Annotated in this window: 24 protein-coding genes; all 24 read left to right on the top strand. The window is 50.9% G+C overall.

Going from position 1 to position 26,789, the window contains the following annotated elements; all coding sequences use genetic code 11:
* The gene (gene flhA, locus J2T14_RS08995) at positions 1-2,031 is read left to right on the top strand and encodes a flagellar biosynthesis protein FlhA (RefSeq protein WP_307469967.1); all 2,031 of its coding nucleotides are present in this window, start codon (positions 1-3) and stop codon (positions 2,029-2,031) included.
* Positions 2,028-3,266, top strand: a complete 1,239-nt coding sequence (flhF, locus tag J2T14_RS09000; RefSeq protein WP_307469970.1) for a flagellar biosynthesis protein FlhF — start codon at positions 2,028-2,030, stop codon at positions 3,264-3,266. Before flhA ends, flhF begins: the two co-directional genes overlap by 4 nt.
* On the top strand, positions 3,259-4,128 hold the full coding sequence (locus J2T14_RS09005; protein WP_307469975.1) for a MinD/ParA family protein: 870 nt from the start codon (positions 3,259-3,261) through the stop codon (positions 4,126-4,128). Before flhF ends, J2T14_RS09005 begins: the two co-directional genes overlap by 8 nt.
* Positions 4,129-4,153: 25 nt before the next feature.
* On the top strand, positions 4,154-5,515 hold the full coding sequence (locus J2T14_RS09010; RefSeq protein ID WP_307469978.1) for a protein-glutamate methylesterase/protein-glutamine glutaminase: 1,362 nt from the start codon (positions 4,154-4,156) through the stop codon (positions 5,513-5,515).
* A 43-nt stretch (positions 5,516-5,558) separates the two neighbouring features.
* Positions 5,559-7,652 (top strand): chemotaxis protein CheA, encoded by a 2,094-nt coding sequence (locus J2T14_RS09015; RefSeq protein WP_307469980.1) that lies wholly within the window; start codon positions 5,559-5,561, stop codon positions 7,650-7,652.
* A 12-nt stretch (positions 7,653-7,664) separates the two neighbouring features.
* Complete coding sequence (locus J2T14_RS09020; RefSeq protein WP_307204056.1) at positions 7,665-8,126, top strand: chemotaxis protein CheW; 462 nt, start codon at positions 7,665-7,667, stop codon at positions 8,124-8,126.
* A gap of 2 nt (positions 8,127-8,128) precedes the next feature.
* On the top strand, positions 8,129-8,746 hold the full coding sequence (locus J2T14_RS09025) for a chemotaxis protein CheC (RefSeq protein WP_307204057.1): 618 nt from the start codon (positions 8,129-8,131) through the stop codon (positions 8,744-8,746).
* Positions 8,743-9,237 carry a chemotaxis protein CheD gene (locus J2T14_RS09030; protein ID WP_307469983.1) on the top strand — a complete coding sequence of 165 codons (495 nt, stop codon included), beginning with the start codon at positions 8,743-8,745 and terminating at the stop codon, positions 9,235-9,237. Before J2T14_RS09025 ends, J2T14_RS09030 begins: the two co-directional genes overlap by 4 nt.
* Before the next feature lies 1 nt (position 9,238).
* On the top strand, positions 9,239-9,682 hold the full coding sequence (locus J2T14_RS09035) for a hypothetical protein (protein WP_307204060.1): 444 nt from the start codon (positions 9,239-9,241) through the stop codon (positions 9,680-9,682).
* Positions 9,683-9,686: 4 nt separating this feature from the next.
* A complete protein-coding gene (locus tag J2T14_RS09040; protein ID WP_307204061.1) occupies positions 9,687-10,472 on the top strand; it encodes a FliA/WhiG family RNA polymerase sigma factor in 786 nt (261 codons plus the stop codon).
* Positions 10,473-10,488: 16 nt separating this feature from the next.
* The gene (locus tag J2T14_RS09045; RefSeq protein ID WP_307469985.1) at positions 10,489-11,895 is read left to right on the top strand and encodes a DUF342 domain-containing protein; all 1,407 of its coding nucleotides are present in this window, start codon (positions 10,489-10,491) and stop codon (positions 11,893-11,895) included.
* Between the two features lie 65 nt (positions 11,896-11,960).
* On the top strand, positions 11,961-12,290 hold the full coding sequence (locus J2T14_RS09050; protein ID WP_307204063.1) for a hypothetical protein: 330 nt from the start codon (positions 11,961-11,963) through the stop codon (positions 12,288-12,290).
* Entirely contained in the window at positions 12,290-12,943 is a 654-nt protein-coding gene (locus tag J2T14_RS09055; protein WP_307469991.1) for a DUF6115 domain-containing protein, read from the top strand. Before J2T14_RS09050 ends, J2T14_RS09055 begins: the two co-directional genes overlap by 1 nt.
* The gene (locus J2T14_RS09060) at positions 12,936-13,499 is read left to right on the top strand and encodes a hypothetical protein (protein WP_307469992.1); all 564 of its coding nucleotides are present in this window, start codon (positions 12,936-12,938) and stop codon (positions 13,497-13,499) included. Before J2T14_RS09055 ends, J2T14_RS09060 begins: the two co-directional genes overlap by 8 nt.
* A 186-nt stretch (positions 13,500-13,685) precedes the next feature.
* Positions 13,686-14,384 carry a 30S ribosomal protein S2 gene (gene rpsB, locus J2T14_RS09065; RefSeq protein WP_307204067.1) on the top strand — a complete coding sequence of 233 codons (699 nt, stop codon included), beginning with the start codon at positions 13,686-13,688 and terminating at the stop codon, positions 14,382-14,384.
* A gap of 133 nt (positions 14,385-14,517) precedes the next feature.
* Positions 14,518-15,168 (top strand): translation elongation factor Ts, encoded by a 651-nt coding sequence (gene tsf / locus J2T14_RS09070; RefSeq protein ID WP_307204068.1) that lies wholly within the window; start codon positions 14,518-14,520, stop codon positions 15,166-15,168.
* A gap of 107 nt (positions 15,169-15,275) precedes the next feature.
* On the top strand, positions 15,276-16,004 hold the full coding sequence (gene pyrH / locus J2T14_RS09075; RefSeq protein ID WP_307204069.1) for a UMP kinase: 729 nt from the start codon (positions 15,276-15,278) through the stop codon (positions 16,002-16,004).
* Positions 16,004-16,558, top strand: coding sequence for a ribosome recycling factor (gene frr / locus J2T14_RS09080; protein ID WP_307204071.1), 555 nt, complete (start codon positions 16,004-16,006; stop codon positions 16,556-16,558). The genes pyrH and frr overlap by 1 nt, the downstream gene beginning before the upstream one ends.
* 62 nt (positions 16,559-16,620) lie before the next feature.
* Positions 16,621-17,385 carry an isoprenyl transferase gene (locus J2T14_RS09085; protein WP_307204075.1) on the top strand — a complete coding sequence of 255 codons (765 nt, stop codon included), beginning with the start codon at positions 16,621-16,623 and terminating at the stop codon, positions 17,383-17,385.
* Positions 17,386-17,412: 27 nt separating this feature from the next.
* The gene (locus J2T14_RS09090) at positions 17,413-18,207 is read left to right on the top strand and encodes a phosphatidate cytidylyltransferase (RefSeq protein ID WP_307469994.1); all 795 of its coding nucleotides are present in this window, start codon (positions 17,413-17,415) and stop codon (positions 18,205-18,207) included.
* Between the two features lie 18 nt (positions 18,208-18,225).
* The gene (locus J2T14_RS09095; protein ID WP_307469998.1) at positions 18,226-19,365 is read left to right on the top strand and encodes a 1-deoxy-D-xylulose-5-phosphate reductoisomerase; all 1,140 of its coding nucleotides are present in this window, start codon (positions 18,226-18,228) and stop codon (positions 19,363-19,365) included.
* Between the two features lie 95 nt (positions 19,366-19,460).
* Positions 19,461-20,741 (top strand): RIP metalloprotease RseP, encoded by a 1,281-nt coding sequence (gene rseP / locus J2T14_RS09100; RefSeq protein ID WP_307470001.1) that lies wholly within the window; start codon positions 19,461-19,463, stop codon positions 20,739-20,741.
* A gap of 11 nt (positions 20,742-20,752) precedes the next feature.
* On the top strand, positions 20,753-22,201 hold the full coding sequence (gene proS, locus J2T14_RS09105) for a proline--tRNA ligase (protein WP_307470004.1): 1,449 nt from the start codon (positions 20,753-20,755) through the stop codon (positions 22,199-22,201).
* 191 nt (positions 22,202-22,392) lie between these two features.
* On the top strand, positions 22,393-26,706 hold the full coding sequence (locus J2T14_RS09110) for a PolC-type DNA polymerase III (protein ID WP_307470007.1): 4,314 nt from the start codon (positions 22,393-22,395) through the stop codon (positions 26,704-26,706).
* The last annotated feature ends 83 nt before the right edge of the window (positions 26,707-26,789 follow it).

The raw sequence follows: 26,789 nt of genomic DNA on the forward strand, positions 1-26,789 counted from the left end.
ATGAAAGCAAAAGATATAATCATATTACTCGGAATCATTGGGATTGTTCTCATGATGATTATCCCGATCCCGGTGCTGCTGCTAGACTTTCTCCTTATCGTCAATATATCGATAGCATTGATGATTTTACTTATTGCGATGAATACGCGGGAAGCGCTTGATTTCTCGATCTTCCCGGCTATTTTGCTCGTAACGACGCTATTCCGCCTAGCGCTTAACGTTTCGACGACAAGAAATATATTGTCGCATGCCCATGCCGGCGAAGTTGTAGAAACGTTCGGCAGATGGGTAGGCGGAGGCGAAATAGCAGTTGGCTTTATCGTCTTCCTTATTCTTGTCGTCGTACAGTTCATCGTTATTACGAAAGGCTCGGAGAGGGTAGCGGAAGTTGCCGCAAGGTTCACCCTCGATGCAATGCCCGGCAAGCAGATGAGCATTGATGCCGACCTGAACGCCGGCTTGATTAATGAAACGCAAGCGAGAGAGCGCCGGTCCAAGATCGAACGCGAAGCGGACTTCTACGGTGCGATGGACGGAGCCAGTAAATTCGTAAAAGGCGATGCGATCGCATCGATCATCATTCTACTCATTAACCTGGTCGGCGGCTTCATTATCGGAATGACTCTACGGGGCCTTAGCTTCCAGGATGCGCTTGAGACCTTCTCGATTCTAACGATTGGCGACGGACTCGTCAGTCAAATTCCTGCACTGCTAATCTCTACGGCTGCAGGCCTAATCGTAACGAGAGCGGCCTCCGACGGCAACTTCGCCGAAGATGTGACCAATCAATTGTTCAAATATCCGAAGCTGCTCTATGTTGCGGCAGGCACACTGCTGTTGCTCGGTTTCACGCCTATCGGCGTATTCAGAACTTGGCCTTTTGCGATTCTACTTGCATTCGGGGCATGGCGAATGCAGAAAGTCATCTCGAAGCAGCAAGAACAAGCGGAGATGCTTGTCGAGGAGCAACAGATCGAGGAGGTACGCAGTCCGGAGAGCGTGATCAGCCTTCTGCAAGTGGATCCGATCGAATTCGAATTTGGTTACGGTTTAATCCCGCTTGCCGATACGCAGCAGGGAGGCGACTTGCTTGACCGGATCATAATGATTCGCAGGCAATGCGCGCTTGAGCTTGGACTCGTCGTACCGGTCATCCGAATACGAGACAATATCCAACTCAAGCCGAACGAATATGTCATTAAGATCAAAGGCAATACGGTTGCGCGCGGCGATCTGCTGCTTAACCATTACTTGGCGATGAGCCCAGGTTTTGAAGACGATTCCGTCATTGGTATTGAGACTATGGAACCGGCTTTCGGTCTTCCGGCAATATGGATCGACGAGCAGATGAAGGAACGCGCCGAGCTGTCAGGCTATACGGTCGTTGATCCGCCATCGGTCGTGGCAACGCATTTGACGGAAATTATTAAGCGTCATGCGCATGAGCTGATCGGACGCCAAGAAGCGAAGCTGCTGATCGAGAATGTGAAGGAAACGTATCCAGCGCTTATCGAAGAGCTTATACCTTCGATCCTATCCATCGGCGAAATTCAGAAGGTGCTGGCGAAGCTGCTCCGCGAGAAAGTATCGATCCGCGATCTCGTCACGATCTTCGAATCGCTTGCCGATCACGGCAGTTACACGAAGGATCCGGATGTGCTGACCGAATATGTAAGACAAGCTTTGTCCCGCCAAATTACGCAACAATTCTCGCCCCAAGGCGATACGCTGCGCGTCATAACGGTAGGGCCGCAGCTTGAGAAGAAGATCGCCGAATCGGTACAACAAACCGAGCAAGGCAGCTACATTGCGCTTGATCCAATATCAACGCAGCAGATTTATCAGAAGCTTACCGAGCATGTCAATCGCCAGATTCAAACCGGGCAACAGCCCGTCGTACTCGCTTCGCCGACGATACGTATGTACTTGAGGCAAATCGTCGAGCGGACGATGCAAGACGTACCCGTGCTTTCGTACAGCGAGCTGGAGCCGAACGTTGAGGTTCAAAGTATCGGGGTGGTGAACTTATGAGAGTAAAACGTTACGTCGTTGACGCTTTGCCTGAGGCCGTTTCGATGATTCGGACGGAGCTCGGCAAAGACGCGGTCATTCTGAATACGAAGGAACTAAAGATTGGCGGCTTCATGGGTATGTTCCGCAAGAAGAAGATCGAAGTGATAGCGGCGATCGAATCGGCACCGGCGAATGCAGCCCCTCAAAGGCAGGCATCACCGGAGGTGAACGCTGCTGCAATGCAGATTTTGCAAAGCATGCAGCGTTCGTCAGCTGCAGCGTTGGATGCGGAAAGCCCGGTCATTCCGCCGATACCTGCGCCTGCTCCTGCGCCGCCCGCGCAAAATCAGATTGAGAACTTGCGGGTGGAACGCGAGCAATTCATCATTAACGAGATTAGAGATTTGCGGCAGTATATGGTTCAGTTATCGAAACAGCAGAAGGAGAGTTCTTTATATTCGGAGCAAATGCTGGAACTGAAGGAAAGACTGATCGATCAGGAAATGTCCTCCGAATGGATTGACCGTCTCATGCAAGCCGTTCACGATAAGCAAACAGAACTTCAAACAGAGTTTGCCAAGGATCAACTATGGTCCGAGGCAGCTAAAATGCTCGAGGAATGGATTCGTCCATTCGTCGGACATGCGATCGATCCCAATGCCAGGGTTGTTCATTTCGTAGGCCCGACAGGAGTAGGCAAGACGACGACGATTGCGAAGCTTGCCGCTGAGCAAACGATCAAGTTCAGCCGCAAGGTTGGCTTCATAACATCGGATACGTACCGTATAGCAGCGGTAGACCAGCTCAGGACGTATGCGAATATTTTGAACATCCCGCTTGAGGTCGTCGTTTCTCAGCCGGACTTGACGAAAGCGTATAAGCAATTGTCGGATCGCGAGCTCATCTATATGGATACGGCGGGACGCAACTTTCGAAGCGAGCTTCATGTATCCGAGGTGAATAGCCTGCTGCAATCGAAGGAATCCAGCGAGACGATACTCGTGCTTAGCTTAACGGCCAAGACGAAGGATATGGCAGCAGTTGCCGAGCAATTCGCCAAGTATGGCGTGCGCAAAGTGCTGTTCACGAAACTGGACGAAACGTCGGTTTACGGATCGATTTTCAACCTGATTATGAATTTCGAGCTTCTCCCTACTTACTTGGCTGCTGGCCAAACCGTGCCGGACGATATAGAAAGGTTCCGCGTACAGACTTACATTCAGCTCTTATTGGGGGACTCTTCCCATGAATGACCAGGCGGAAGCGCTGCGGAACCTGATTAAGCAAAGAGAACGAATAGAAGAAGGTCGGCAGACGCGGATCGTTACTGTGACGAGCGGTAAGGGCGGCGTCGGCAAGTCGAACTTCAGCCTCAACTTCGCTATTATGCTGCGGCGGTTAGGTCAGAAGGTGCTCGTGTTCGATGCCGACATCGGAATGGCCAATATCGACGTTCTGATGGGGGTAACCTCGCCATACAGCCTGTATCACCTGCTGAAGCAGGAGAAGACGATTTGGGATATTATTCAGCTCGGACCGGAAGGGCTTCACTTTATTGCCGGCGGCTCCGGATTCAGCGATCTTCTGAACTTGACTGCGGAGCAGCTTGATGGATTTGCTGGACAGATTGACAAGCTGCATGGGCAGTATGACGTTATTCTGTTCGATACGGGCGCAGGTTTATCGAAGGAAACGGTGAAGTTCATTGCCGCCTCGCAAGAGACGATTGTCGTGACGACACCGGAGCCTACCTCGATTACCGATGCCTATGCACTCATCAAGATGGTGAACGGGATGGATATACACGTACCGTTCAAGCTGATCGTCAACCGCGCAACCGATTATCGTGAAGGCCGCCAGACAGCCGACAAGATCAATCTTGTATCAAAGCAGTTTTTGCGCATTGAACTTCCATCGCTTGGCATCGTCCCTGACGATTCGAACGTCTCCAAGGCAGTCAAGCGTCAGATCCCTTTCACGGTCGCATATCCAAGCTCGGAAGCTTCCTCAGCAATCGAACGCATTGCCAAGCAGTTTCTGGAGATGCCTAAAGCCGAGGTGGCAGCAGGGGGCGTCAAAGGGTTTTTACACAAAATGTTCAGGCTTTCAAGATAATCCTTTGAATCTAGGAGGAACGCAGATGGCTCCTAATCGCATTCTAGTAGTTGACGATTCACCCTTCATGCGGAAAATTATAAGCGATCTGATCGTCCAAGATCCGCAATTCACGATTGTTGGCACTGCCGAGAACGGCGAAGAGGCTATTCAATCCGTAATGAAATGGAAGCCGGATGCGATTACGCTTGATTTGGAAATGCCGCTTATGAACGGGCTGCAAGCGCTGCAGCACATTATGAAGGACAGTCCGATTCCGGTCATAATGTTATCAGGAATTAGCGAGGAAAACACGCGAGATACGATTAAAGCTCTGCAATACGGCGCATTCGATTTTATTAGGAAGCCGTCTAGCGCGATTTCCAACGATATCCATCAGGTTGGCGAGCTGTTGATTGAGAAGCTCAAAATTGCCGTGTTGACGAAGCGTCATCAACCGGTAATTCACATTCAAGAATCCGAAGAAAGCAATACCGTCCCACCGATTGAGCCGTTATTTATTAATAAAGCCGAACCTCGAAAATTTGAGGATACGCCGCCGAAACCTGCCATACCTGTCATTAGCGAACGGAAGAAGCCCCTGCTTCAGCCGTCCAAGGAGATGCCACAGGCAAGGGCGACCGCCCCATTACATAAACCCGATCAGGATCCGGTGCAAAGCAAGCAAGTGCCGGTTAAAAAACCAAAGTCTGCATTAACGCCGCCAAGCACTCCTCCTAAGGAGGCAGCAGCGAAAGCGAAAACCGTGCAATCGAAGGTTTTGCAGCCTGCGGCTGGTGGCGTTAAGAGATCACCTGGTACGGCTGCAAGTTTCCGCCATATAGTAGCCATTGGCACCTCGACCGGTGGACCAAGGGCGCTTCACGAAGTGATCTGCTCGCTGCCAGCGAACTTTCCTTCGCCGGTGCTAGTCGTGCAGCATATGCCTCCTAAGTTCACGAAGTCGCTCGCTCAGAGGCTCGATAGCTTTAGCCCGCTGCAGGTCGTGGAAGCGACCAACGGCGAGAAGGTCTCAGCAGGTGTTGTCTATATCGCGCCAGGCGGCCATCATATGGAGCTAGGCAAAGACACAGACGGTTATCGAATCAAGTTGACGGAGCAGCCATTGCGCAATGGCCATCGGCCATCCGTCGATGTGTTGTTCGAATCGTTGATCGATCACCAGGAGTTGAAGCGCCATGCGGTCATTATGACAGGGATGGGCAACGACGGCACCAAAGGGATGATGCAGCTCGCGCAGAGCGGCGCGGTGTCAACGATTGCCGAGTCGGAGGAAACTTGCGTCGTGTACGGGATGCCAAGATGCGCGATCGAAGGCGGGTACGTTCGAACCGTACTACCGTTGCAACACATTGCGACCGAGCTCGTGAATGCAGTGTTTAAATAAATGCTAGAGACTACCATAAGTACTTACAGGAGGTGTTCTGGAAATGGATATGAATGCGTACTTGTCCATGTTTATCGATGAATCGAACGATCACTTGCAAGCATTAAACGAAAACCTGCTTAAGCTGGAAAGCGAGCCTGGGGAGCTAAGCATCGTTCAAGACATCTTCCGATCCGCTCATACGCTCAAAGGGATGTCGGCAACGATGGGTTTCGAGGATCTTGCCGCTCTGACGCATGAGATGGAAAACGTGCTTGATCTCGTTCGCAACAGCAAGCTCAAAATGGATAGCTTTATTTTCGATACATTGTTTAAAGGACTTGATGCTCTGGAGGCGATGGTGCAGGATATCGTTGGCGGAGGAACGGGCAAAGCGGATGTGTCGGCAATCGTAGCTTCGCTTCAAATCATTACGAAAAGCGACTATAAATCGGGTGCTGCCGCTCCGGCGCAGCCTGCTGCGTCTGCTGAGGCTGCTAAGCCTGAGGCTGGCATGACGGGGGCAATGCTGCTAGACGAATTCCAGTCGTCGGTATTGATGCAATCGATCGGCAGCGGTCAGAATGTGTATCTCATTCAAGTAGCGGTACGCGATAATTGCGTATTGAAAGCGGTACGCGCTTATATGGTGTTCGACTTGCTTGAGCGCAGCGGAGAGATTGTCAAGTCTGACCCTTCCGTACAGGACATTGAACAAGAGAAATTCGACAATTCGTTCTCGGTATTCATGATCTCCCCGATTGAGGGCGCCGATCTGCAAAAACAAATTTCCGATATTTCAGAAATCGAATCGGCGGTTGTTACTTTGCTCGATCAGGAATCGTTAGCCATGCTGATCCAAGCACCGGCCGCGCCATCAATGGATAGCGTCAATCAGGCGGAAGAGTCTTCCGCAGCGCCGGTCATTGAGGCTCAAAGCCAGGCAGCGGCAACTTCTGCCGCGCCGACTCCTCAGGCTGGAGCGGCAACAGCGCCAGCTCCGGCAGTATCACGCACGATTCGGGTTGATATTGAACGTCTGGACACGCTAATGAATCTGTTCAGCGAGTTGCTGATCGACCGCGTAAGGCTGGAGCAGCTGTCTAGCGAAATAAAACGCAACGATTTGACCGAGACCGTCGAGCATATGGCTCGGGTCAGCTCGGATTTGCAAAACATCGTGCTTAAGCTGCGAATGGTGCCCGTTGACTCGGTATTCAACCGGTTCCCGCGTATGATTCGCGATTTGGCCAAGTCATTGGACAAAAAAATCGATCTCGTTATTTCTGGAGCCGAGACCGAGCTCGATCGGACGGTCATCGATGAGATTGGCGATCCGCTCGTTCACTTGCTCCGCAACTCGGTCGATCACGGGATCGAGACGGTCGAAGAACGGATTGCGGCAGGCAAGTCGGAGACGGGAATAATCCATCTGCGAGCTTACCATAGCGGCAATCATGTATTCATAGAAGTGGAAGAGGACGGCCGAGGCATCCATAAGGAGAAAGTGCTGAAAACCGCGGTCAAAAATGGCGTCGTTACCGAGGAAGAAGCGAAGAAGCTGACGAATGACGAAATCAATATGCTGATCTTCGCGGCAGGATTCAGTACGGCAGATAAAATCTCCGATATATCCGGACGCGGCGTTGGTCTTGATGTCGTAAGATCGAAGATTACATCGCTTGGAGGAAACGTAACGGTAGATTCGGCGCCGGGAAGAGGAACGAAGTTTTCCGTTCAACTTCCGCTTACGCTATCTATAATTTCGGCCATGCTCGTGAAGCTAGGCAGCGAGAAGTATGCAATTCCGTTATCGTCCATCGTAGAGACGGGCATTTTACGCAAAGACCAAGTGCTCCATGTTCACGGCAATCGGATGATCGAATTCCGCAATACGATCATTCCAGTCGTATCGCTAAGCAAAGTATTGGACTCGCCTGATTATAACGAGGATACGGAGGACGAAACGGAAATCGTCGTCGTTCGCAAAGGCGAGAAATGGGCTGCCGTTATGGTAGACGAATTTATCGGCCAAAGCGAGATCGTGCTTAAGACCCTCGGCAAATACTTGACGAACATCGAAGCGATATCCGGAGCGACTATTCTTGGCGATGGCTATGTGGCACTGATCATTGATCCGAATGCGCTAATTAAATAGGGAGGGTTTACAATGGGAGAAGAAGTAAAAGTTATCGTGTTCGCGCTAGGCAACGAGGAGTACGGGATTGAAGTGGATAAGGTTCGCACGATTGAAAGATTGTCTCCAATTACTCGCGTCCCGAAAACGGCAGCATTCATTAAAGGCGTCATCAATTTGCGCGGCGTGGTTGTTCCGATCATTGATCTGCGCGGCCGCTTCAACTTAACGGAGACGCAGCCGACTGAAAACTCGCGTATTATCGTCGTAGCGGTCGGAGAGATCGAAGTAGGCTTTATCGTTGATTCGGCTAACGACGTTATCGATATTGATACCGATTCGATAGACTTGCCGCCTGAGATTGTTGGAGGCATTAAGGCCAAATATTTGCGAGGCATTGCGAAGCTCGGAGAAGGCAGGCTTCTTATTATGCTCAATCTATCTGAAGTTCTTAACAAAAACGAGATTGTCCAGCTTGCGCAAATCGAGGCTTAGTAGTGAGTATATTTAGTCGTTTCGAAGCCTTCGAACTGGATGTACTGAAAGAAGTAGGCAATATTGGGGCGGGCCATGCAGCGACCGCATTGTCCCGTCTGCTGGACAAGCCGGTCGACATGGCCGTTCCGAAAGTAAGCTTGCTTCCGTTCGAGGAAGTGGCCGAACGAGTTGGCGGATCCGAACAGATTGTATTCGCCGTCTTCCTGCGGGTAGAAGGGGAAGCGCCGGGCAATATGTTCTTCATTATCGAGGAGGAATCGGCCGAACGCTTGCTGAGACAATTATTGTCGATCCGTGAGGAAGGTCAAGAAGGGTATTCGGAGATGGAGCTATCGGCATTATGCGAGATAGGCAACATACTCGCCGGATCCTATCTGTCATCGCTTGCCGACTTTACTCAACTGATGATGGCGCCGTCCGTACCGCAGATTGCGCTTGATATGGCGGGAGCTATTCTTAGTTACGGACTTGTCCAATACGGGGAAATGGGCGACTCGGCGCTGCTGATCGAAACGACCTTCTTAGAAGATCGCGAATCGCTTAAAGGCCACTTCTTCCTAATCCCGGATCCAGAATCGTTCGACAAAATTTTCAGGGCCCTGGGAGTCGTTCAATGATACAGCAAACTGTGATAAAGGTAGGCATGGCAGATCTGAATATCGCAATGGATGGGGCAATCCTTAAGACAACCGGACTTGGTTCCTGCGTTGGACTTACGTTGTTTGATCCGATTCGCAAAATAGCCGGTATGGCGCATGTCATGCTGCCTTCATCAGATATTGCCCGCGAAGCTACGATTAATTTGGCAAAATATTCAGATACGGCAATCCCTGAATTGCTGGACCGAATGCTTGCTCAAGGCGCGCGAATAGAGCGTATGAAAGCGAAGATGGCTGGCGGCGCTCAAATGTTCGCGATGACGGGGCAAAGCGAAACGATGAGAATCGGACCGCGAAACGTCGAATCGTGTACAGCCATGCTTCACCGGTTCAGGATTCCGATCCTCTCTCAGGATACCGGGGGCAGTGTCGGTCGCACTATAGAATTCAATAGCAATAGCGGCATACTATCGATACGAAGTGTGCAGTTTGGAATAAAGGAGATTTGATATGCTAGGAACATGGCGATGGAATGTTGGATTTGGACTCGTCGGCACGGTACTGACGGTAGCTTTCTCACTCGGAGCGAATCCGCTGTCCGTTGTACTGCTTCGAAGCGCGTATGCTTTCATCGCTTTTTTTGTTCTTGCGTATGCAGTACGTACGGTGCTTGCCGTTATATTAAAGCCTCCAGCTCTCATAGGAGAATCTGAGGGCACGGAATCCGCGGAAAGCGAGACCGGAGCGAAGCTCGATATTCAGACGCCGGACGAAACGGCCGATTTGAACGAGCTGCTCAAGAGGCAGATGCAGGAAGGCGTTTCAACTAACGGAGCACAGAAGCAAGAGGCCGCTGGCGCGTTTAAGCCGCTTAATCCTCCTCAATTGCTATCAACAAAAAATTCACAGCCTGAGGAATTGGCTAAGGCCATTCGTCACCTGACAGGAGAGTGAATCGATGGCCGAGCCCAAAACCGCTCATCTGACGAACATCCAGATGTGGCAAGCGTGGAGAGAACATGGTGAAATCGAAGCTAAGAAGCAGTTGATCGAGCAATATTTGCCGCTTGTCGATTACGTAACGAATCGTATGGCAATCGGCCTGCCTAAGAACGTCATAAAGGATGATCTCGCCAGCAATGGCGTTATGGGATTAATCGATGCCATTGAGAAGTTCGATTATTGCCGCGGACTGCAATTCGAGACGTATGCATCCTGGCGCATTCGCGGCGCGATTATCGATGGATTACGCCAAGGAGACTGGGTACCGCGTTCCGTGCGCGAGAAAGCAAAGCGCGTGGAGGAAGCCTACCAGCACTTGGAGCAGCAATATTTACGTTCGGTTACCGATGCTGAGATCAGCTCCTACCTACAGATTTCGGAAAAAGAATTTACAAGCATGCTTCAAGATATAGCGGTCACAACGGTCTGTTCCTTGGAGGATCCGATTCGCGAAGAGGAATCCGAGACACGCATGTCGTTGCTTGTGGACGACAAAGCGAAGAATCCCGATCATAAAGTTCATGAGTTCTATATGAAGGAATCTTTGGTGAAGGGTATCGAACGGTTGACCGAGAAGGAACGTACGGTCGTATCTTTGTTTTATTATGAAGAATTGTCATTGAGCGAAATAGCAGAAGTTATGTCTTTGTCACCTTCGCGAATTTCCCAGCTCCATTCCAAAGCGATTTTACGATTGCGCGGGGCGCTGGCTAAACATAAAGATCAACTCATGCAGCATTAGAAAAGGGGGGGATAAGGTGGATGACCAACAATTAGACAGTTTTCTGCGCATCCAGACGTCGGCAGATAAGATGTCTGCCTTTTTAACGTTTAGCCGCATATCGGACGACTTCGAATGCACCAATGAACAACTGGAACGTTTTGCACGCAGCAAAGGGATTGTTCAAGGGCTTCAGACAGAGGTGTTACATCACATAAGCAGCAATCCGTTAGCCTATTGCAAAGAGCAAACCGTCATTGCCAAAGGCAAGGCTGCTCAGCCCGGAAGCGACGGTTACATACGCCTTATCAATGATCTTGAGCAGAGGGATAAACGTCCTTCCGAGGATGAAGATGGCAAGATTGACTTCAAGGATGTTAATAAGCTCAAGAACGTAACGAGAGGTCAGCTTATCGCTGAACGAATCGATCCGCTGCCGGGACCTTCGGGCGTAACCGTAACGGGAGAAACCGTATCTTCCAAGCTAGGCAAGCAGGTTCGATTCAAAGTCGGCAAAAACGTCGTTCTTAATCCAGAGCAGACGGCGATGTATGCAGCGATTGACGGCATGATCACAATGACGGACAAAGAGAAAATCAATGTCTTTCCGATTTATGAAGTTAATGGCGATGTCGATTATCGCGTCGGTAATATTGATTTTATCGGAACGGTCGTTATTCGCGGCAATGTTCTGAACGGCTTCCGGGTGAAAGCATCGGGCGATATTCGCGTCATTGGAGGCGTCGAAGGGGCTGAGCTTGACTCGGAAGGCTCAATTGAGATAACAGGTGGTATTCTTGGAGGGAACAAGGGTCATGTGAAGGCAGGTCGCAACGTGCGCTGCTCCTTCATTCAGGAAGCAAATGTAATAGCCGGTGAAGACGTACTCGTTACGCAGAGCATCATGCATGCCAATGTCAGAGCGGGCAAAAGCATCATTTGCTCGGGAACGAAAGGATTAATTGTAGGCGGCATTGTTCAAGCCGGCGATTTGGTGCGTGCTCGCATCGTCGGCAATACAATGTCGACAGCAACAGCGATCGAGGTTGGCGTTAAGCCGGAGTTCCGCTATGAGCTGCAAGAGCTAAGGGCGAAGTTGAAGCAATGCGCGGACAGCTTGGACAAAACAGATAAAGCGCTTACTATCCTCGATCAGCTCGCCGCTGCCGGACAGCTCGCCCAGGAGAAGATGGCGCTGCGGATGAAGCTTAGCGTGACGAAACGTCAGACGAAGGCCGAGCTTGAGGAAACAAAAGAGCGTGTTCTTGAAATCGAGCGATCGTTGGAGGATACGGATCGGGCAACGATTGATGTCGCGCACACGATCTATGGCGGAACGAGAGTTGTCATTGGCCGCTATACCAAATTCGTTAAGGATGCATCGCAGAGAGTGTCTTTTCGCTACCAGGACGGGGATATTGCCATGATTCCGTTTATCTCTTAACGAATCGACGCACATTGCTTGGCTGACTTTTGAAAGACCGACTACCTTATGAGGGGGAGTCCAAGATGACGTTCAAACCACTCGATATGCAGATGTCCGTTCCGCGTACGCAAGAATATAGCGGGTTGCAAGGACAAGCTGCCCATAAGCCGTTAGCCGATCAATCGGCGTTAGCGGGTCAGGCGTCGAAGGAAACCGAACAGCTGCGGACGAAAAACACCGCAGTTGAGCAAACGACAGGTCAAAAGGTGCGCAGCGATCAGGAACAGAGCGATGGTTCAGGTAGCCGCTATTCGGCTGCTCGCAAGCGTACCTCGGACGAAATGGCGGAAGAGCAGGCCGAAGAGAAGCCCGCCCATCCATTCAAAGGACATAACCTGGATATTAAATTATAATGAAGCAAGTCATCAGGAGAAAGGCGGTAAGAGCGGTGGAATCGTACTGGCAATATATTGTGTTACTTGGAGCGGTTGTCATCGTGCTGGCTTTTATGCTGCCTAGACAGAAGCGGCAAGCAGAGCAGCCGTCTCAAAGTATTCAAAACATGGAGACGGCGCTTGAGCAATTCATGGAAAATATGGAGAAGGACAATCAAGAGCTTGTCTCGCTAGTCGCGAAGTCGCAGCAAGAAGCGAAGCAGGATGCAGAGCGCAAAGACCTTCGCATAGCCGAGCTCGAGCGCAAGAGCTCGGCATTGGAGCAGCAACTGCTATTAGCGACCAGGCAAGCTGCGAGCATAGGTGCGCAAGGGATTGCGATGACATCACAGACGATGCAAGACCATCACGTTCCTTCTTCAGAGGGCGTACATCCTGCGTCGCCCCAAGTGCCCGTTATGGCGAGCCCATCCGCGATAGTCGTAGATGAGCCGCAAGACGAACGAGCAAGCCAAGCCAATCGTTCGATACAAGCTCGTTACGCTGAATTGTTCCAATTGTATGAGCAAGGGAAATCAATTGAAGCGATTTCGAAGAAGCTAGGTATGAACAAAGGTGAGGTGCAGCTCATTATGCTGCTTGCGAAGCGGGAGGATGCCGCCAATGCTTAAGAACCGTACGTTCGTGATCGGTCTGGGTGTCGGTATTATTATTGGAGCTTTGCTTTTGGAACTGATGTATATTGGAGAGAAGAGCGAGGATAGGCTGGCGAGACTGGGAGAAGATCCGACAAGCGAGCAGAAGCTGTATACGCAAGAAGAAGTGGATGCCCTGCTGGCTGCTCAGGAGGATTCCGCGGAAATCAGCAACGAAGTGAATAAATCTCCAGTAGAGGATGCAACGGATTCGCCCGCAAAGGCTAACGTCCAACCGGCAGCGCCTACATCAACCCCTAAGCCTGCTGTGCCGACGGCGAAGCCCGTAAGCGTAAAAAAGGTGCTTCGGATCGAGCACGGCTCGAACTTAACCAGCACGGCATCATTGCTCGAGAAGAGCGGCATTATCGATGATAAGACGGCGTTCGTTAACCAAATGAAGAAGGACAAAAAACTGGTTCGCGCCGGTTATTTTTTGTTTCATGAGAATATGACGATCAAAGAAGCGATTACGATTGTAACTAGCAAACCGCTTAGCAAAGCAGAGGCGGATGCGTTCGAAAGCAGCTAGACAAACGAATAACGATGTAATCTATAAACCATTGTTGCAGACGTTTGTCATATATGATATATTAATTGACGGTGTTAAAAACGCACGCCGGTCAATTTTGCCAATGGTGCTTTCGCTCGGCGGAAGTGTTGGCAAAAGATGCGAGTGGCGGAGGAGCACACAAAACCATAACAGGAGGTGTTTGGTATGGCGGTTATTTCCATGAAACAGCTTCTAGAAGCTGGGGTACACTTCGGTCATCAGACTCGTCGTTGGAATCCTAAGATGGATCGTTATATCTTCACAGAAAGAAACGGAATTTACATCATCGACTTGCAAAAAACAGTGAAAAAGGTTGACGAAGCGTATAACTTCGTTAAATCCGTTGCTGCTGAGGGCGGCACCATGCTGTTCGTCGGCACAAAAAAACAAGCGCAAGATTCGGTTAAAGAAGAAGCAGAACGTTGCGGCAACTTCTACATTAACCAACGCTGGCTCGGCGGCACGCTTACGAACTTCTCGACCATTCAAAAGCGTATCGACCGTTTGAAACAGCTTGAGAAATGGGAAGAGGACGGCACTTTCGAAGTTCTTCCTAAAAAAGAAGTTATCATTCTTCGCAAAGAAAAAGACCGTTTGGAAAAATTCCTTGGCGGCATCAAAGGAATGAAAGGTTTGCCAAGCGCGCTGTTCATCATCGATCCGCGCAAAGAGCGTATCGCAGTAGCTGAAGCTCGCAAACTTGGTATTCCAATCGTTGGTATCGTTGATACGAACTGTGACCCAGACGAAATCGACTATGTCATTCCGGGTAACGACGATGCAATTCGTGCCGTTAAGTTGTTGACTTCGAAGATGGCAGACGCGATCGTAGAAGCTAACCAAGGCGAGCAAACAACGGCTTAAATAGCAGTTCATGCAAGTCAACAAAGGGTGGTCAGATGGTGAAAAACCTCTCACTGCCCTTTTTTTGAACGAAAATCATTTTTTGCAAATAAGGTAGAATAACAGCTTCGCACAACATTTAGGAGGGTTTAATATGGCAGTTAGCGCTAGCGCAGTAAAAGAACTTCGTGAAAGAACGGGAGCAGGAATGCTCGATTGCAAGAAAGCTTTGGACGAGACGAATAATGATATCGACAAAGCGATCGCTTTGCTTCGTGAAAAAGGCTTGTCGGCTGCAGCAAACAAAGCTGGCCGTATCGCTACAGAAGGCGTTGTTGAATCGTATATTCACGCTGGCGGCCGTATCGGCGTTATCGTTGAAGTAAACTGCGAGACGGATTTCGTTGCGAAAACGGAACAATTCCGTGAATTTGCAAGAGACATCGCTATGCAAATCGCAGCTGCAAATCCAAAATTCGTTCGCCGCGAAGAAGTTCCTGGCGACGAGCTTGAGAAAGAGCGCGAAATTTTGAAAGCACAAGCGCTTAACGAAGGAAAACCGGAAAAAATCGTTGAAAAAATGGTTGAAGGCCGTATCTCGAAATACTATGAAGAGTATTGCTTGATGGAGCAATCTTTCATTAAAGATCCGGACAAAACAATTTCGACATTGCTGAATGAAAAAATTAGCAAAATCGGCGAAAACATTTCGATCCGTCGCTTCGTTCGTTTCGAACTCGGTGAAGGACTTGAGAAAAAAGTAGACAATTTCGTTGAAGAGGTTATGGCTCAAGCGAAACTTTAATCCGAACGCACAGGCGGGGCGGGGCGTCCGCCCCGCCTACTTGTTTTAGAAAGCGACTATTTGTTTGCTGCACACTTATTTGAGCTGAATGATGGAGGTATAAAACGTTGGAACATCCTGTGTATAAACGTATCGTTCTTAAGGTCAGCGGTGAATCATTGGCAGGGCAGGAAGGCTACGGTATCGAAGCGACTGTCATCTCTTCCATTGCGAATCAGGTGAAGGAAGTTATTGCGCTCGGCGTAGAGGTCGCAATCGTATGCGGCGGCGGCAACATCTGGAGGGGAATCGCCGGTACGGCGAAAGGCATCGACCGCGCAACAGCCGATTACATGGGCATGCTTGCTACTGTAATGAATTCGCTGGCGCTTCAAGACGCACTGGAACAAATCGATGTGCCAACACGGGTGCAGACGTCGATTGCGATGCAGCAAATTGCTGAACCGTACATTAGACGCCGTGCCATCCGTCACTTAGAGAAGGGCAGAGTCGTTATTTTCGCAGCTGGAACAGGCAATCCGTTCTTCTCGACCGATACGACGGCCGCACTTCGCGCTGCGGAGATCGAAGCGGAAGTCATTCTGATGGCGAAAAACAAAGTGGATGGCGTATACTCGGCCGATCCGTTCAAAGACAATACGGCAGAGAAGTTCGAAGAGCTTACCTACCTTGACATGCTTAACCGCAACTTGGGCGTAATGGATTCGACAGCCGCATCGCTCTGCATGGACAACAATATTCCGCTTATTGTATTCTCGATTACAGAGAATGGTAATATTAAGCGTGTCGTGCTCGGTGATAAAATCGGGACTATTGTGAAAGGAAGTGTCAAATAATGCCGCTTCAAATCAAGAAAAACGCTGAAGAACGCATGGAGAAGGCGATCTCGGCATTAAAACGCGACTTATCGTCGCTTCGCGCAGGCAAAGCGAGCCCCGCTTTGTTTGACCGCATTCAAGTTGAATACTACGGGGCTATGACGCCTCTTAACCAGCTCGCTAATATTAATACACCGGATTCGCGCACGTTGCTTATTCAGCCTTGGGACAAATCGTCCGTTGCTGCAATCGAGAAGGCGATCATGAAGTCGGATTTGGGTCTTACACCTTCTAACGATGGAACAGCGATCCGCATTTCCGTGCCAATGCTAACGGAAGAGCGCCGTGCCGAACTCGTGAAGACGTCGAAGAAGTTCGGCGAGGAAGCGAAGGTGGCTATCCGCAACATCCGCCGCGATGCGAACGATTCCATCAAGAAGCTGGAGAAATCGGATATTTCCGAGGACGAATCCCGCGGTCATCAAGAAGATATACAGAAGGCTACGGACAAGTACATCGCTGAGGTAGATAAAGTGCTTGTTTCCAAAGAAAAAGAGATTATGGAAGTATAATTATACAATTGGCCCCTCCGACAGGTGGGGTTTGGTTTTGATTCCGGTTGGGAGGAAGTAAGATGATCAAGCGACTTTGGGCCCTACTTGGCAAATCGTCCAAAAAGCCGTCTAATCCTAAAGTCTTTGAAAAGGTTCCTGAGCATGTAGCCATCATTATGGACGGCAACGGCCGTTGGGCTAAAACTCGCGGATTGCCGAGGACGGCGGGTCATCATTCCGGGATGAAGGCGGTCAAGCGAATTACGATGGCCGCTGATAAGCTGGGCATTAAATATTTGACGTTATATGCGTTTTCCACGGAAAACTGGACGAGACCGAAGGATGAGGTCGACTTTTTAATGAAGCTTCCCCAGCAATTCATCGAGATCGAGCTCGACGAGCTGATCGCGAACAACGTTCAAGTGCGTATGATGGGGCATAAGGAAAAGTTGCCGGCCCATACGATAAGCCCGCTTGAGGAAGCAATCGTGAAGACGGCAAACAATACCGGGCTCGTATTAAACTTTGCTCTGAACTATGGCAGCCGCAAGGAAATGCTGGAGGCGGTCAAGGATATTGCTTCGGATGTATCGCGGGGCGAACTCGCCATCGATGAGATTGACGAGAAGTTGATGGCAAGCCGATTACATACAAGCGGAATGCCTGACCCGGATTTGCTTATTCGTACAAGCGGAGAGCTGCGCCTTAGCAACTTCATGATGTGGCAGCTCGCTTATAGCGAACTATGGTTTACGGATGTGTATTGGCCGGCGTTTACGGAAGAGCATTTTCATGAGGCAATACACGAGTATCAGCGCCGCGTGCGCCGATATGGCGGGTTGTAGCTTCAAGTATCGGAGTGTGACGTTTCGTTGAGACAACGGATTATTACTGGCGTGCTGGCTGGCGCGCTCTTAGTCGCTTTGACAATCGTCGGAGGTTGGCTATTTACATCTTTGCTCGTACTGCTAGCGATTATAGGTTTCACGGAGTATGCAAAAATGAACGGCGTCAAATGGTCGCATCCGTCCGCACTGCTTGGGTATGCGGGCGTATTGCTGTTTGTGCTTCCTTGGTCGGAGTGGAACATGGATGTACCTTCGGAAATGACGATCATGTGGATGCTTGCTTTTCTGCTGCTTGCCGTGACGGTCATTACGAAAAATAAAACGACAATCGATGGCGCCGCGCTCATGCTGCTTGGCGCTTTATATGTAGGTTATGGTTTTGCCGCAATGATCGATGTGCGTGGCATCGTTCCGAACGGACTATTCTGGACGTTTCTATCCTTCTCTTGCACGATTGCGTCGGATACCGGCGCTTATTTCTGCGGACGAGCCTTCGGCCGGACGAAGCTATGGCCGTCTATCAGTCCGAATAAGACGGTGGAAGGTGCGCTAGGCGGCGTTGTGCTGTCTTTGGTCGTTGCTTCTGTCTTCTCATTATCCGCTCCGGACACGATCGATCTGCCAAAGGCGCTGCTCATCGGACTACTGGCCGCTGTCGCAGGACAATTCGGTGATTTAATCCAATCGGCCTATAAGCGCGTACGCGACATAAAGGATACGGGAACGCTGCTTCCCGGCCACGGCGGCGTGCTCGACCGTTTCGACAGCTGGCTTATCGTATTTCCGCTGCTGCTCCTTACAGGTTTGTTGCCGGCATAAGTTTGGAGGATGTTCGATATGAAGAAAATTAGCATTTTAGGCTCGACAGGCTCAATTGGAACGCAGACGCTCGACATTGTTGCCCATGCGCCTGAGCTATTCAAAGTTGTAGGTCTGACAGCAGGGTCGAATGTCGATCTGCTCATCGAGCAGGCAAGACAGTTCAAGCCAGCCATTGTTTGTCTGGGCACGAAGGAGCTCGCAGATGCAGCTAGACTGCATGTGCCGCCCGGAACGAGAGTTGTATATGGCGAAGAAGGCCTGATCGAGACGGCTTCCCAAGCCGATGCCGACGTTGTCGTAACGGCAATTGTAGGCAGCCGCGGGTTGCCGGCTACGCTTGCAGCGATTAACGCAGGCAAAACGATTGGGCTTGCCAACAAAGAAACGCTTGTGACGGCAGGCCATATCGTTATGGAACGCGCTAAGCAGCGCGGCGTGGCGATTCTACCGATCGACAGCGAGCACTCGGCTATCTTCCAATGCTTGAACGGCGAGAAACGGGAGAGCATTAAGCAAATTACGCTTACCGCATCGGGCGGCTCGTTCCGCGATCGGACGCGCGAGCAGTTGGAAGGCGTATCCGTAAACGAAGCGCTTAATCATCCGAACTGGTCGATGGGCGCCAAGATTACGATCGACTCGGCTACGATGGTCAATAAAGGACTTGAGGTTATTGAAGCCAAATGGCTTTTCGGCGTTACATACGATCAGATAGATGTCATTATTCATCCGGAGAGCATCATTCATTCTTATGTGGAATTCTCCGATCATAGTATGATCGCCCAAATGGGCTTGCCCGATATGCGCGTGCCGATTCAGTATGCGCTAACTTACCCGGACCGCATGGCGACGCCGACGAATCGGCTTAGTTTGGTTGAGGTGGGTAAACTTCATTTCCGCGAAATGGATTTTGTCCGCTTTCCGCTGCTCCGCCTAGCCTTCGATTGCGGGCGTCTTGGCGGCTCCGCTCCGGCTGTATTCAATGCGGCGAATGAAGTAGCGGTAGCCCGATTCCTTAGCGGCGAAATTAATTTTCTCGATATCGAGAGAGTCGTGGAGTCGGCCGTAAGCCGTCATGATGTAACGGAAATTAACGATCTGCAGGCGATAGCGGAGGTAGACGTCTGGGCGCGCCAGTTCGCGGCAACCGTGTAGCTATTGGATACGGTCAAAAACCGGTTCTCTTGTATCGGACGGGAGAATAATGATAATCTATGTACAGGCCGTAACGAACAGGAGGCTTCACGTATATGCATATGATTCAGGTCATTCTTCTGACCGTGCTCGTTTTTTTCGTTATTGTCACGATTCACGAATGGGGTCACTATTTTTTCGCCAAGCGGGCAGGGATTTTGGTCCGCGAATTCGCGATAGGGTTTGGACCGAAGCTATTTTCCGTGCTGCGGGGCGAGACAAGATATACGCTTAGGCTCATACCGGCTGGCGGATTCGTCAGAATGGCCGGCGAAGATCCTGAGATTGTCGAGGTACAACCCGGTCAGACGATTGCGGTCCGCGTGAAGGACAACGTCGTTAAGAAGATTTACTTGGATCGATTGGATGAGCGGAGCGACGTTATTCGCGGCGAAGTAACTTCGATTGATCTGGAGCGCAGCCTTCATGTGACGCTGGATGTTGAAGGGGAACTTGAACGTTTTGCGGTTCATCCGCAAGCGTTGCTTATTTCGAAAGGAAGAGACACGCAGATTGCGCCTCTCGACCGCCAATTCGGCAGCAAGACGGTAGCACAACGCGCGCTTGCGATTGCGGCAGGTCCGATTATGAACTTCGTGCTTGCGTTCGTGCTGTTCGCTGCTTATATCCAGATGGCGGGTATACCAACCGCTGAACCCGATAAGCTGCTAGTTAGCTCGGTGCTGCCGGATTCGCCGGCAGAGCAGAGCAAGCTGCAAGAGGGCGACGTTATTCATGCGATTAACGGAACGAAGATCGGCACCGATTTCGATAAAATGCTCGATATGATCGGGAAATCTCCCAATGTCGCGCTTAAAGTCGATATTATTAGAAATGGCGTTGCCCGGCAGGTTGTCATTACGCCGAAGCCTGATGCCGACGGCATAGGCAAGGTCGGGATAACGGCTGGCGTCAATAAAGTGCCGACACGTCATGCGACGTTCACGGAGACGATCTCCGGTTCGGCGAAGCTGATGAAGAACATGACGATCAGCATCTTCGAGGGCTTTAAACAGCTCATTACGAATTTCAATTTGAATGACATCGGCGGTCCCGTACGAACCGCAGAGGTTACGGGTCAAATCGCTCAGCAGGGAATTGTACAGTTAACGTCCTGGACTGCTCTGCTAAGCTTATATTTAGGCATATTCAACTTGCTTCCGATACCGGCGTTGGACGGCAGCCGTCTTATTTTCCTCGGAATCGAAGCATTGCGCGGCCGACCGGTCGATCCGAACAGGGAGAGTATGGTTCACTTTGTCGGTTTCGCAATGATTATGCTGTTAATGCTGGTAGTTACTTATAACGACATTTTACGATTGGTACGAGGGGAGTAGTAAGAAGGCTCATGTCTAAGGATAAGCAATTTGTTACGGAGATTACGCCGCAGAGCGAAGATTTCTCCAGATGGTATATCGATGTTATTAAGAAAGCCGAGCTAATGGATTACTCGCCGGTTCGAGGCTGTATCGTGTTCCGCCCTGAAGGCTACGAGCTGTGGGAAAATATTCAGCGCGATCTGGACCGCAGATTCAAGGAAACGGGTCACCGCAACGCCTACTTCCCAATGTTCATCCCGGAGAGCTTCTTCCAGAAAGAGAAGGAGCATGTCGAAGGCTTTAATCCTGAGCTGCCATGGGTAACGGAGGCTGCAGGCGAGAAGCTGGAGGAGCGCCTTGCGGTTCGTCCGACGTCGGAGACGATGTTCGGCCATATGTATTCCAAATGGATCCAATCGTACCGCGATCTGCCGGTTCTTATTAACCAGTGGGCGAACGTCGTCCGTTGGGAGAAACGTACGATGCCGTTCCTGCGCACGAGCGAATTCCTATGGCAGGAAGGCCATACCGCGCATGAGAACGAAGAAGAAGCGCGTGAGGAAACGATGCGCATGCTGAACGTTTATCGCGAGTTTGTCGAAGAGTTTCTAGCGATTCCGGTAATTGTCGGCGAGAAGACGCCTTCCGAGCGGTTTGCCGGCGCTGTAGATACGTACTCCATCGAAGCGATGATGAAGGACGGCAAGGCGGTGCAAGCCGGCACGTCCCATTACCTCGGAACGAAATTCGCCGTTGCTTTCGATATTAAATATTTGGATCGCGAAAATACGCTGCAGTTCTGCCATACGACGTCATGGGGCGCGAGCACGCGTCTCATCGGCGCGCTTATTATGGTGCACGGCGACGACCGCGGGCTTGCATTGCCGCCAAAGGTAGCCCCAACGCAAGTCATCATGATTCCAATCGGCCCTGCGAAGCTGCGCGATCAGGTCGTTGGACGCGTGGACGAGCTGTATGCCGAATTGAAAAAAGCGGGCGTTCGCGTGCGCGTGGACGACCGAGCGGACGTAAGTCCGGGCTGGAAGTTCAATGAATACGAAATGCGCGGCGTACCGCTTCGCCTCGAGCTAGGACCGCGCGATATGGAGAACGGCGTCGTTGTCCTCGTCTCGCGGATAACTGGCGAGAAGCGCATCGTGCAGCAAGATAATTTGGTTGCCGAGGTCGAGGCGATGTTGGCCGAGATTCAGAGCGGCATGCTGGAGAAGGCGAAGCAATTCAGAAGCGACAATTCCCGTTCGGTCGATACGATCGACGAGATGAAAGCTTTCCTTGAAGAACAGCGCGGATTCGTCGAAGCCGGCTGGTGCGGTTCCGCAGCTTGCGAGAAGCAAGTGAAGGAAGAAACGGGAGCTACAAGCCGGAACATTCCGTTCGAGCCTTCCGCCCAGAAGCCAAAATGTCTCGTTTGCGGCGACGACTCGAAGCATACGGTCGTATTCGCAAGAGCTTATTGAGAAAAACTCCTATCGGAGTACCTCGGGGATGTGCGACCTTCAAGTTTGCGTAGCAAACTCGCTTCGGAAGCAAAGTGGTTTTTATCGCCGATCAGAATGATCTCCTTTACGCTTTATCGCTGTAAATTACTTAAACTTTGTAATAAAGAACGAACAAATGTGTTCGGATTGGATCATAAGGAGTGATACGCATGAGCCAAACCGGTGACAAGCGGCAGCGCTTCGAGCTTTTATTGCAGCAAGCAGGTCTGCCGCAGGAACTTATACAATCTTATTTTCAAGACGGTTACATCGATCAAGTAATCGTAAGCAACAGCAATCGGGAATGGACGTTTTGCATCCGCAAAACGTCCATGGTGCCTTTACAGGCTTATAACGGCTTCTGCCAAGCAGCGAAAATGAAGTTCGAGCATATCGCCGCGGTTTCGTTCCAGCTTATTTATGATCCCGTCGTAGAGACGGAATCGATTTTACGGCAATATTGGGGTTTATTCATGGAATGGGCGCAGCGCGAGATCGCATCGGTTAACGGCTGGCTGCAGAAAGCAACGATTGACGTGCAGGGCGACCTGCTTACACTGTCTCTGCTCGATACGACGGGGCTGGAGCTGGCGCGGAAGAAGAAGCTTGACGAGGAGATCGTCCGCTTCTATGAAACGAATTTCCATCGCGCAAGCAAAGTCAAAATGATTGTCAGCGAATCGCGCCAAGAAATTTTGGACGAGTTCAACTTAAAGCTCGTGGAAGAGGAGCGAGAGGTTGTTCAGCAACTGATGGCCAGCTCGCAATCGGACTCTTTGTCCGCAGGCGATGACGAGGAAGCGGTTAAGCTTGCAGTCGGCTATGATATTCGCGAAGAAGCTGTCCCTCTGATGAACATCCAAGAGGAAGAGAAGAAAATAACGGTGCAGGGCGCGGTATTCGGACTTGACATGAAGGAGCTTCGCAACGGCAGCACGTTATTTACCTTCAACGTCACCGACTTCACCGACTCCATTGCGATGAAGATGTTCGCGAAGACGAAAGACGACGTGAAAGTGCTGAGCCAGCTGGCGAATGACAAATGGGTGAAGGCGCGCGGCCGGATCGAGTACGACCGGTTCATGCAGGAGCCCGAACTGGTCATGATGCCGAACGACCTGCACGAGATTGGGGCGCCCCCGGAGCGCAAGGACAAAGCCGAGGAGAAACGCGTCGAGTTCCACCTTCATACGACGATGAGCGTCATGGACGCCGTAACGCCTATCGGCGAATACGTCAAGCAGGCCGCGAAGTGGGGGCATAAGGCGATTGCCGTAACAGACCATAGCAACGTGCAATGTTATCCCGACGCTTACAAGGCTGCCAAGAAGCATGGCATCAAGGTTATCTTCGGCTTGGAAGCGAACGTCGTTAATGACGCCGTACCGATGGTGCTGCATTCAAGACCCGAGCCGCTCGCTTCAGCTACTTACATCGTATTCGATATCGAGACGACCGGCTTGTCCGTTATTAATAATAAGATTATCGAGCTCGCCGGCGTTAAGATGCGGGAAGGGAAGGAAATAGATCGTTTCTCGACCTTCATTAATCCGCATGAGAAAATACCTTATAACATTCAGCAGCTTACGAATATTAACGACGATATGGTGAAGGATGCGCCTGAGCTGGAACCGAAGCTGCGCGAATTCATCGAATTTATCGGCAATGACGTTTTAGTCGCGCATAACGCCCGGTTCGATATCGGCTTTATACAGGCATCATGCAAATCATTTGGAATGCCGGAAGTGATGAATCCGGTGCTAGATACGCTCGAATTGGCGAGATTCATTCATCCGTCGCTCAAAAACCATCGTCTGAACACGCTCTCCGACAAATATAAGATCAGCCTGGAAAACCATCACCGTGCCATCGATGACTCGATCGCTCTCGGCGGCGTCCTATTCGGCTTGATCGGCGATGCGGCGGAACGCAATATAACGGATCTTCATCAGCTTAACGATTACGTTGGTATGGACTTATCCAATTCCCGCCCTTTCCATTGCAACATTTACGCCTTGAACGCCGTAGGCAAAAAAAATCTATACAAGCTGATTTCCATGTCGCATACCGAGTATTTCAAACGAGTCCCAACGATACCCAAGAGCAAGCTCGTCGAGCTGCGGGAAGGGCTGTTCGTGATTTCCGGCTGCGAGAAGGGCGAATTTTTCGAGACGGTGCTGAATAAGTCGGAGGAAGAAGCAACCGAGGTTGCACGCTTCTACGATGTGCTTGAAATTCAACCGATCGATTTCTATATGCATTTGGTGGATAAAGGCTTGGTCGGAAGCAGAGCGGAGATCGAGCAAGCGCATCGCCGCATCTGTCAGATCGGCGACGAGCTTGGCAAGCCGGTTATCGCGACGGGCAACGTCCATTACTTGAACCCGCGCGATAAAATGTACAGGGACATTACGATTCATGGCATTACGGGCTTTAGCCCGCTTAAGGGGCAACGCAAGCCCGATGCTCATTTCCGTACGACCGACGAGATGCTCGAGGAATTTGCTTTCCTCGGGGAAGCGCGCGCCCGCCAAGTTGTCGTAACGAATACTTCTGAGCTGGCCGAACGCTTCGAATCGTACGATCTGTTCCCAAGCGAGCTGTTCACGCCGAATCTTGAAGGCGCAGACGAAGAAATCCGCAATACCTGTTACACGACGGCGAAGCATTTGTACGGGGAAGATCTACCGCAAGTTGTAATCGACCGATTGGAGAAGGAGCTTGTCCCGATTATTAAATACGGTTTCTCCGCCAACTACTTGATTTCCGAGAAGCTGGTGAAGAAATCGAATGCCGACGGATACCTCGTAGGCTCAAGGGGATCGGTAGGGTCTTCGGTCGTAGCGACGTTCCTTGGCATATCCGAGGTTAACCCGCTGCCAGCCCATTATATGTGCAAAAACTCGGACTGCCGACATAGCGAATGGTTCTTGGACGGCAGCGTTCCGAGCGGTTTCGACCTTCCCGCCAAGATGTGCCCGAAATGCGACCAGCCGATGAAAGGCGAAGGACAAGATATTCCCTTCGAGACGTTCCTAGGCTTCAAGGGGGATAAAGTTCCCGATATCGATCTTAACTTCTCCGGGGAATATCAGCCAGTTGCCCATAATTACACGAAAGTGCTGTTCGGCGAGAAAGCTGTATTCCGTGCCGGAACGATCGGCACGGTCGCGGAGAAGACGGCTTACGGCTTCGCTAAGAAATACGAGGAAGAGCATCAGAAGAAATGGCGCGGAGCGGAGCTTGCTAGACTTGCGAGCGGTTGTACGGGCGTCAAGCGCAGTACCGGCCAGCATCCGGGCGGTATCGTCGTCGTTCCCGACTATATCGAAGTCGAAGACGTAACGCCCGTGCAATACCCGGCCGACGATCAGAACGCGGAATGGAAAACGACGCACTTTGACTATCACGCCTTCGAGAGTAACCTGCTTAAGCTCGATATACTCGGGCATGACGATCCGACCATGATGCGGATGCTGCAGGACTTGACCGGCGTCGACCCGACAACGATTCCGATGAACGATCCGAAAGTCATGAGCATGTTCAACTCGACGGCAGCGCTGGAAGTCGCGCCGGAGAAGATCCGTTCATCGGTCGCGACTTATGGCGTGCCCGAGATGGGCACCAAATTCGTTCGCCAGATGCTCCAGGAGACACAGCCGTCATCGTTCGCCGACTTGCTGCAAATCTCAGGTCTGTCGCACGGTACGGGCGTTTGGCTCGGCAATGCCCAAGAGCTCATCAAGAACGGCACTTGCAACATCAAGACCGTTATTGGCTGTCGTGACGATATTATGCTCTATTTGATCTACAAAGCGGGAATGGACGCGGGACTGGCGTTCAAGATTACGGAGAGCGTTCGTAAGGGTAAAGGCTTGACGCCGGAATGGATCGAGGAAATGAAGCGCTGCAAAGTGCCGGCTTGGTACATTGATTCCTGTCTGCGCATCGAGTACATGTTTCCGAAGGCGCATGCCGCGGCGTACGTTATCTCGGCTGTACGCACCGCCTTCTTTAAGCTCTATTATCCGATTCAATATTATGCGACGTACTTTACGGTTCGAGCCGACGACTTCGATTTGGAACTGCTCTGCCAAGGCTATGATGCCATATTGGCTAAGTTGATCGAGATCGAGGCCAAAGGGTTTAACGCGCTTCCCAAGGAGAAAAACATGGTCTCGCAGCTCGAGATGTCGCTCGAGATGACGGCGCGCGGCTTCTCGTTCAAGCCGATTGATCTATACCGTTCGGACGCGACGAAATTCCAGGTGGACGGCGACTCTCTTATTCCTCCGTTCGCGGCAATTGCCGGAATCGGAGAGAATGCGGCGCGAAACATTGCGGCGTCAAGAGAAGAGGGCGAGTTCCTGTCGATCGAGGATTTCCAGATGAAATCGAAGGCAACGAAAACGATCGTGGAAGTGCTCGGTTCGATGGGCTGTTTCCGCGGCCTGCCTGAATCGAACCAGCTATCGTTGTTTTAGTTTAAAAACGGCTTGAAAACATTTCTTGTCACTCTATAGCGGTTATGTTATAATTTTTGTGGCAATGATGATGATAAAGACTT

This window comes from Paenibacillus harenae, assembly GCF_030812415.1.
GTDB lineage: Bacteria > Bacillota > Bacilli > Paenibacillales > Paenibacillaceae > Pristimantibacillus > Pristimantibacillus harenae_A.

Bases quoted from the DNA above. Each gene is read 5' to 3' on its own strand.
- J2T14_RS09110 (WP_307470007.1), top strand. From the start codon at position 22,393: ATGAGCCAAACCGGTGACAAGCGGCAGCGCTTCGAGCTTTTATTGCAG.
- J2T14_RS09085 (WP_307204075.1), top strand. From the start codon at position 16,621: ATGATCAAGCGACTTTGGGCCCTACTTGGCAAATCGTCCAAAAAGCCG.
- J2T14_RS09095 (WP_307469998.1), top strand. From the start codon at position 18,226: ATGAAGAAAATTAGCATTTTAGGCTCGACAGGCTCAATTGGAACGCAG.
- flhF (WP_307469970.1), top strand. From the start codon at position 2,028: ATGAGAGTAAAACGTTACGTCGTTGACGCTTTGCCTGAGGCCGTTTCG.
- J2T14_RS09030 (WP_307469983.1), top strand. From the start codon at position 8,743: ATGATACAGCAAACTGTGATAAAGGTAGGCATGGCAGATCTGAATATC.
- frr (WP_307204071.1), top strand. From the start codon at position 16,004: ATGCCGCTTCAAATCAAGAAAAACGCTGAAGAACGCATGGAGAAGGCG.
- J2T14_RS09010 (WP_307469978.1), top strand. From the start codon at position 4,154: ATGGCTCCTAATCGCATTCTAGTAGTTGACGATTCACCCTTCATGCGG.
- rpsB (WP_307204067.1), top strand. From the start codon at position 13,686: ATGGCGGTTATTTCCATGAAACAGCTTCTAGAAGCTGGGGTACACTTC.
- J2T14_RS09035 (WP_307204060.1), top strand. From the start codon at position 9,239: ATGCTAGGAACATGGCGATGGAATGTTGGATTTGGACTCGTCGGCACG.
- J2T14_RS09060 (WP_307469992.1), top strand. From the start codon at position 12,936: ATGCTTAAGAACCGTACGTTCGTGATCGGTCTGGGTGTCGGTATTATT.
- flhA (WP_307469967.1), top strand. From the start codon at position 1: ATGAAAGCAAAAGATATAATCATATTACTCGGAATCATTGGGATTGTT.
- J2T14_RS09050 (WP_307204063.1), top strand. From the start codon at position 11,961: ATGACGTTCAAACCACTCGATATGCAGATGTCCGTTCCGCGTACGCAA.
- J2T14_RS09005 (WP_307469975.1), top strand. From the start codon at position 3,259: ATGAATGACCAGGCGGAAGCGCTGCGGAACCTGATTAAGCAAAGAGAA.
- J2T14_RS09055 (WP_307469991.1), top strand. From the start codon at position 12,290: ATGAAGCAAGTCATCAGGAGAAAGGCGGTAAGAGCGGTGGAATCGTAC.
- J2T14_RS09040 (WP_307204061.1), top strand. From the start codon at position 9,687: ATGGCCGAGCCCAAAACCGCTCATCTGACGAACATCCAGATGTGGCAA.
- rseP (WP_307470001.1), top strand. From the start codon at position 19,461: ATGCATATGATTCAGGTCATTCTTCTGACCGTGCTCGTTTTTTTCGTT.
- J2T14_RS09015 (WP_307469980.1), top strand. From the start codon at position 5,559: ATGGATATGAATGCGTACTTGTCCATGTTTATCGATGAATCGAACGAT.
- tsf (WP_307204068.1), top strand. From the start codon at position 14,518: ATGGCAGTTAGCGCTAGCGCAGTAAAAGAACTTCGTGAAAGAACGGGA.
- proS (WP_307470004.1), top strand. From the start codon at position 20,753: ATGTCTAAGGATAAGCAATTTGTTACGGAGATTACGCCGCAGAGCGAA.
- J2T14_RS09020 (WP_307204056.1), top strand. From the start codon at position 7,665: ATGGGAGAAGAAGTAAAAGTTATCGTGTTCGCGCTAGGCAACGAGGAG.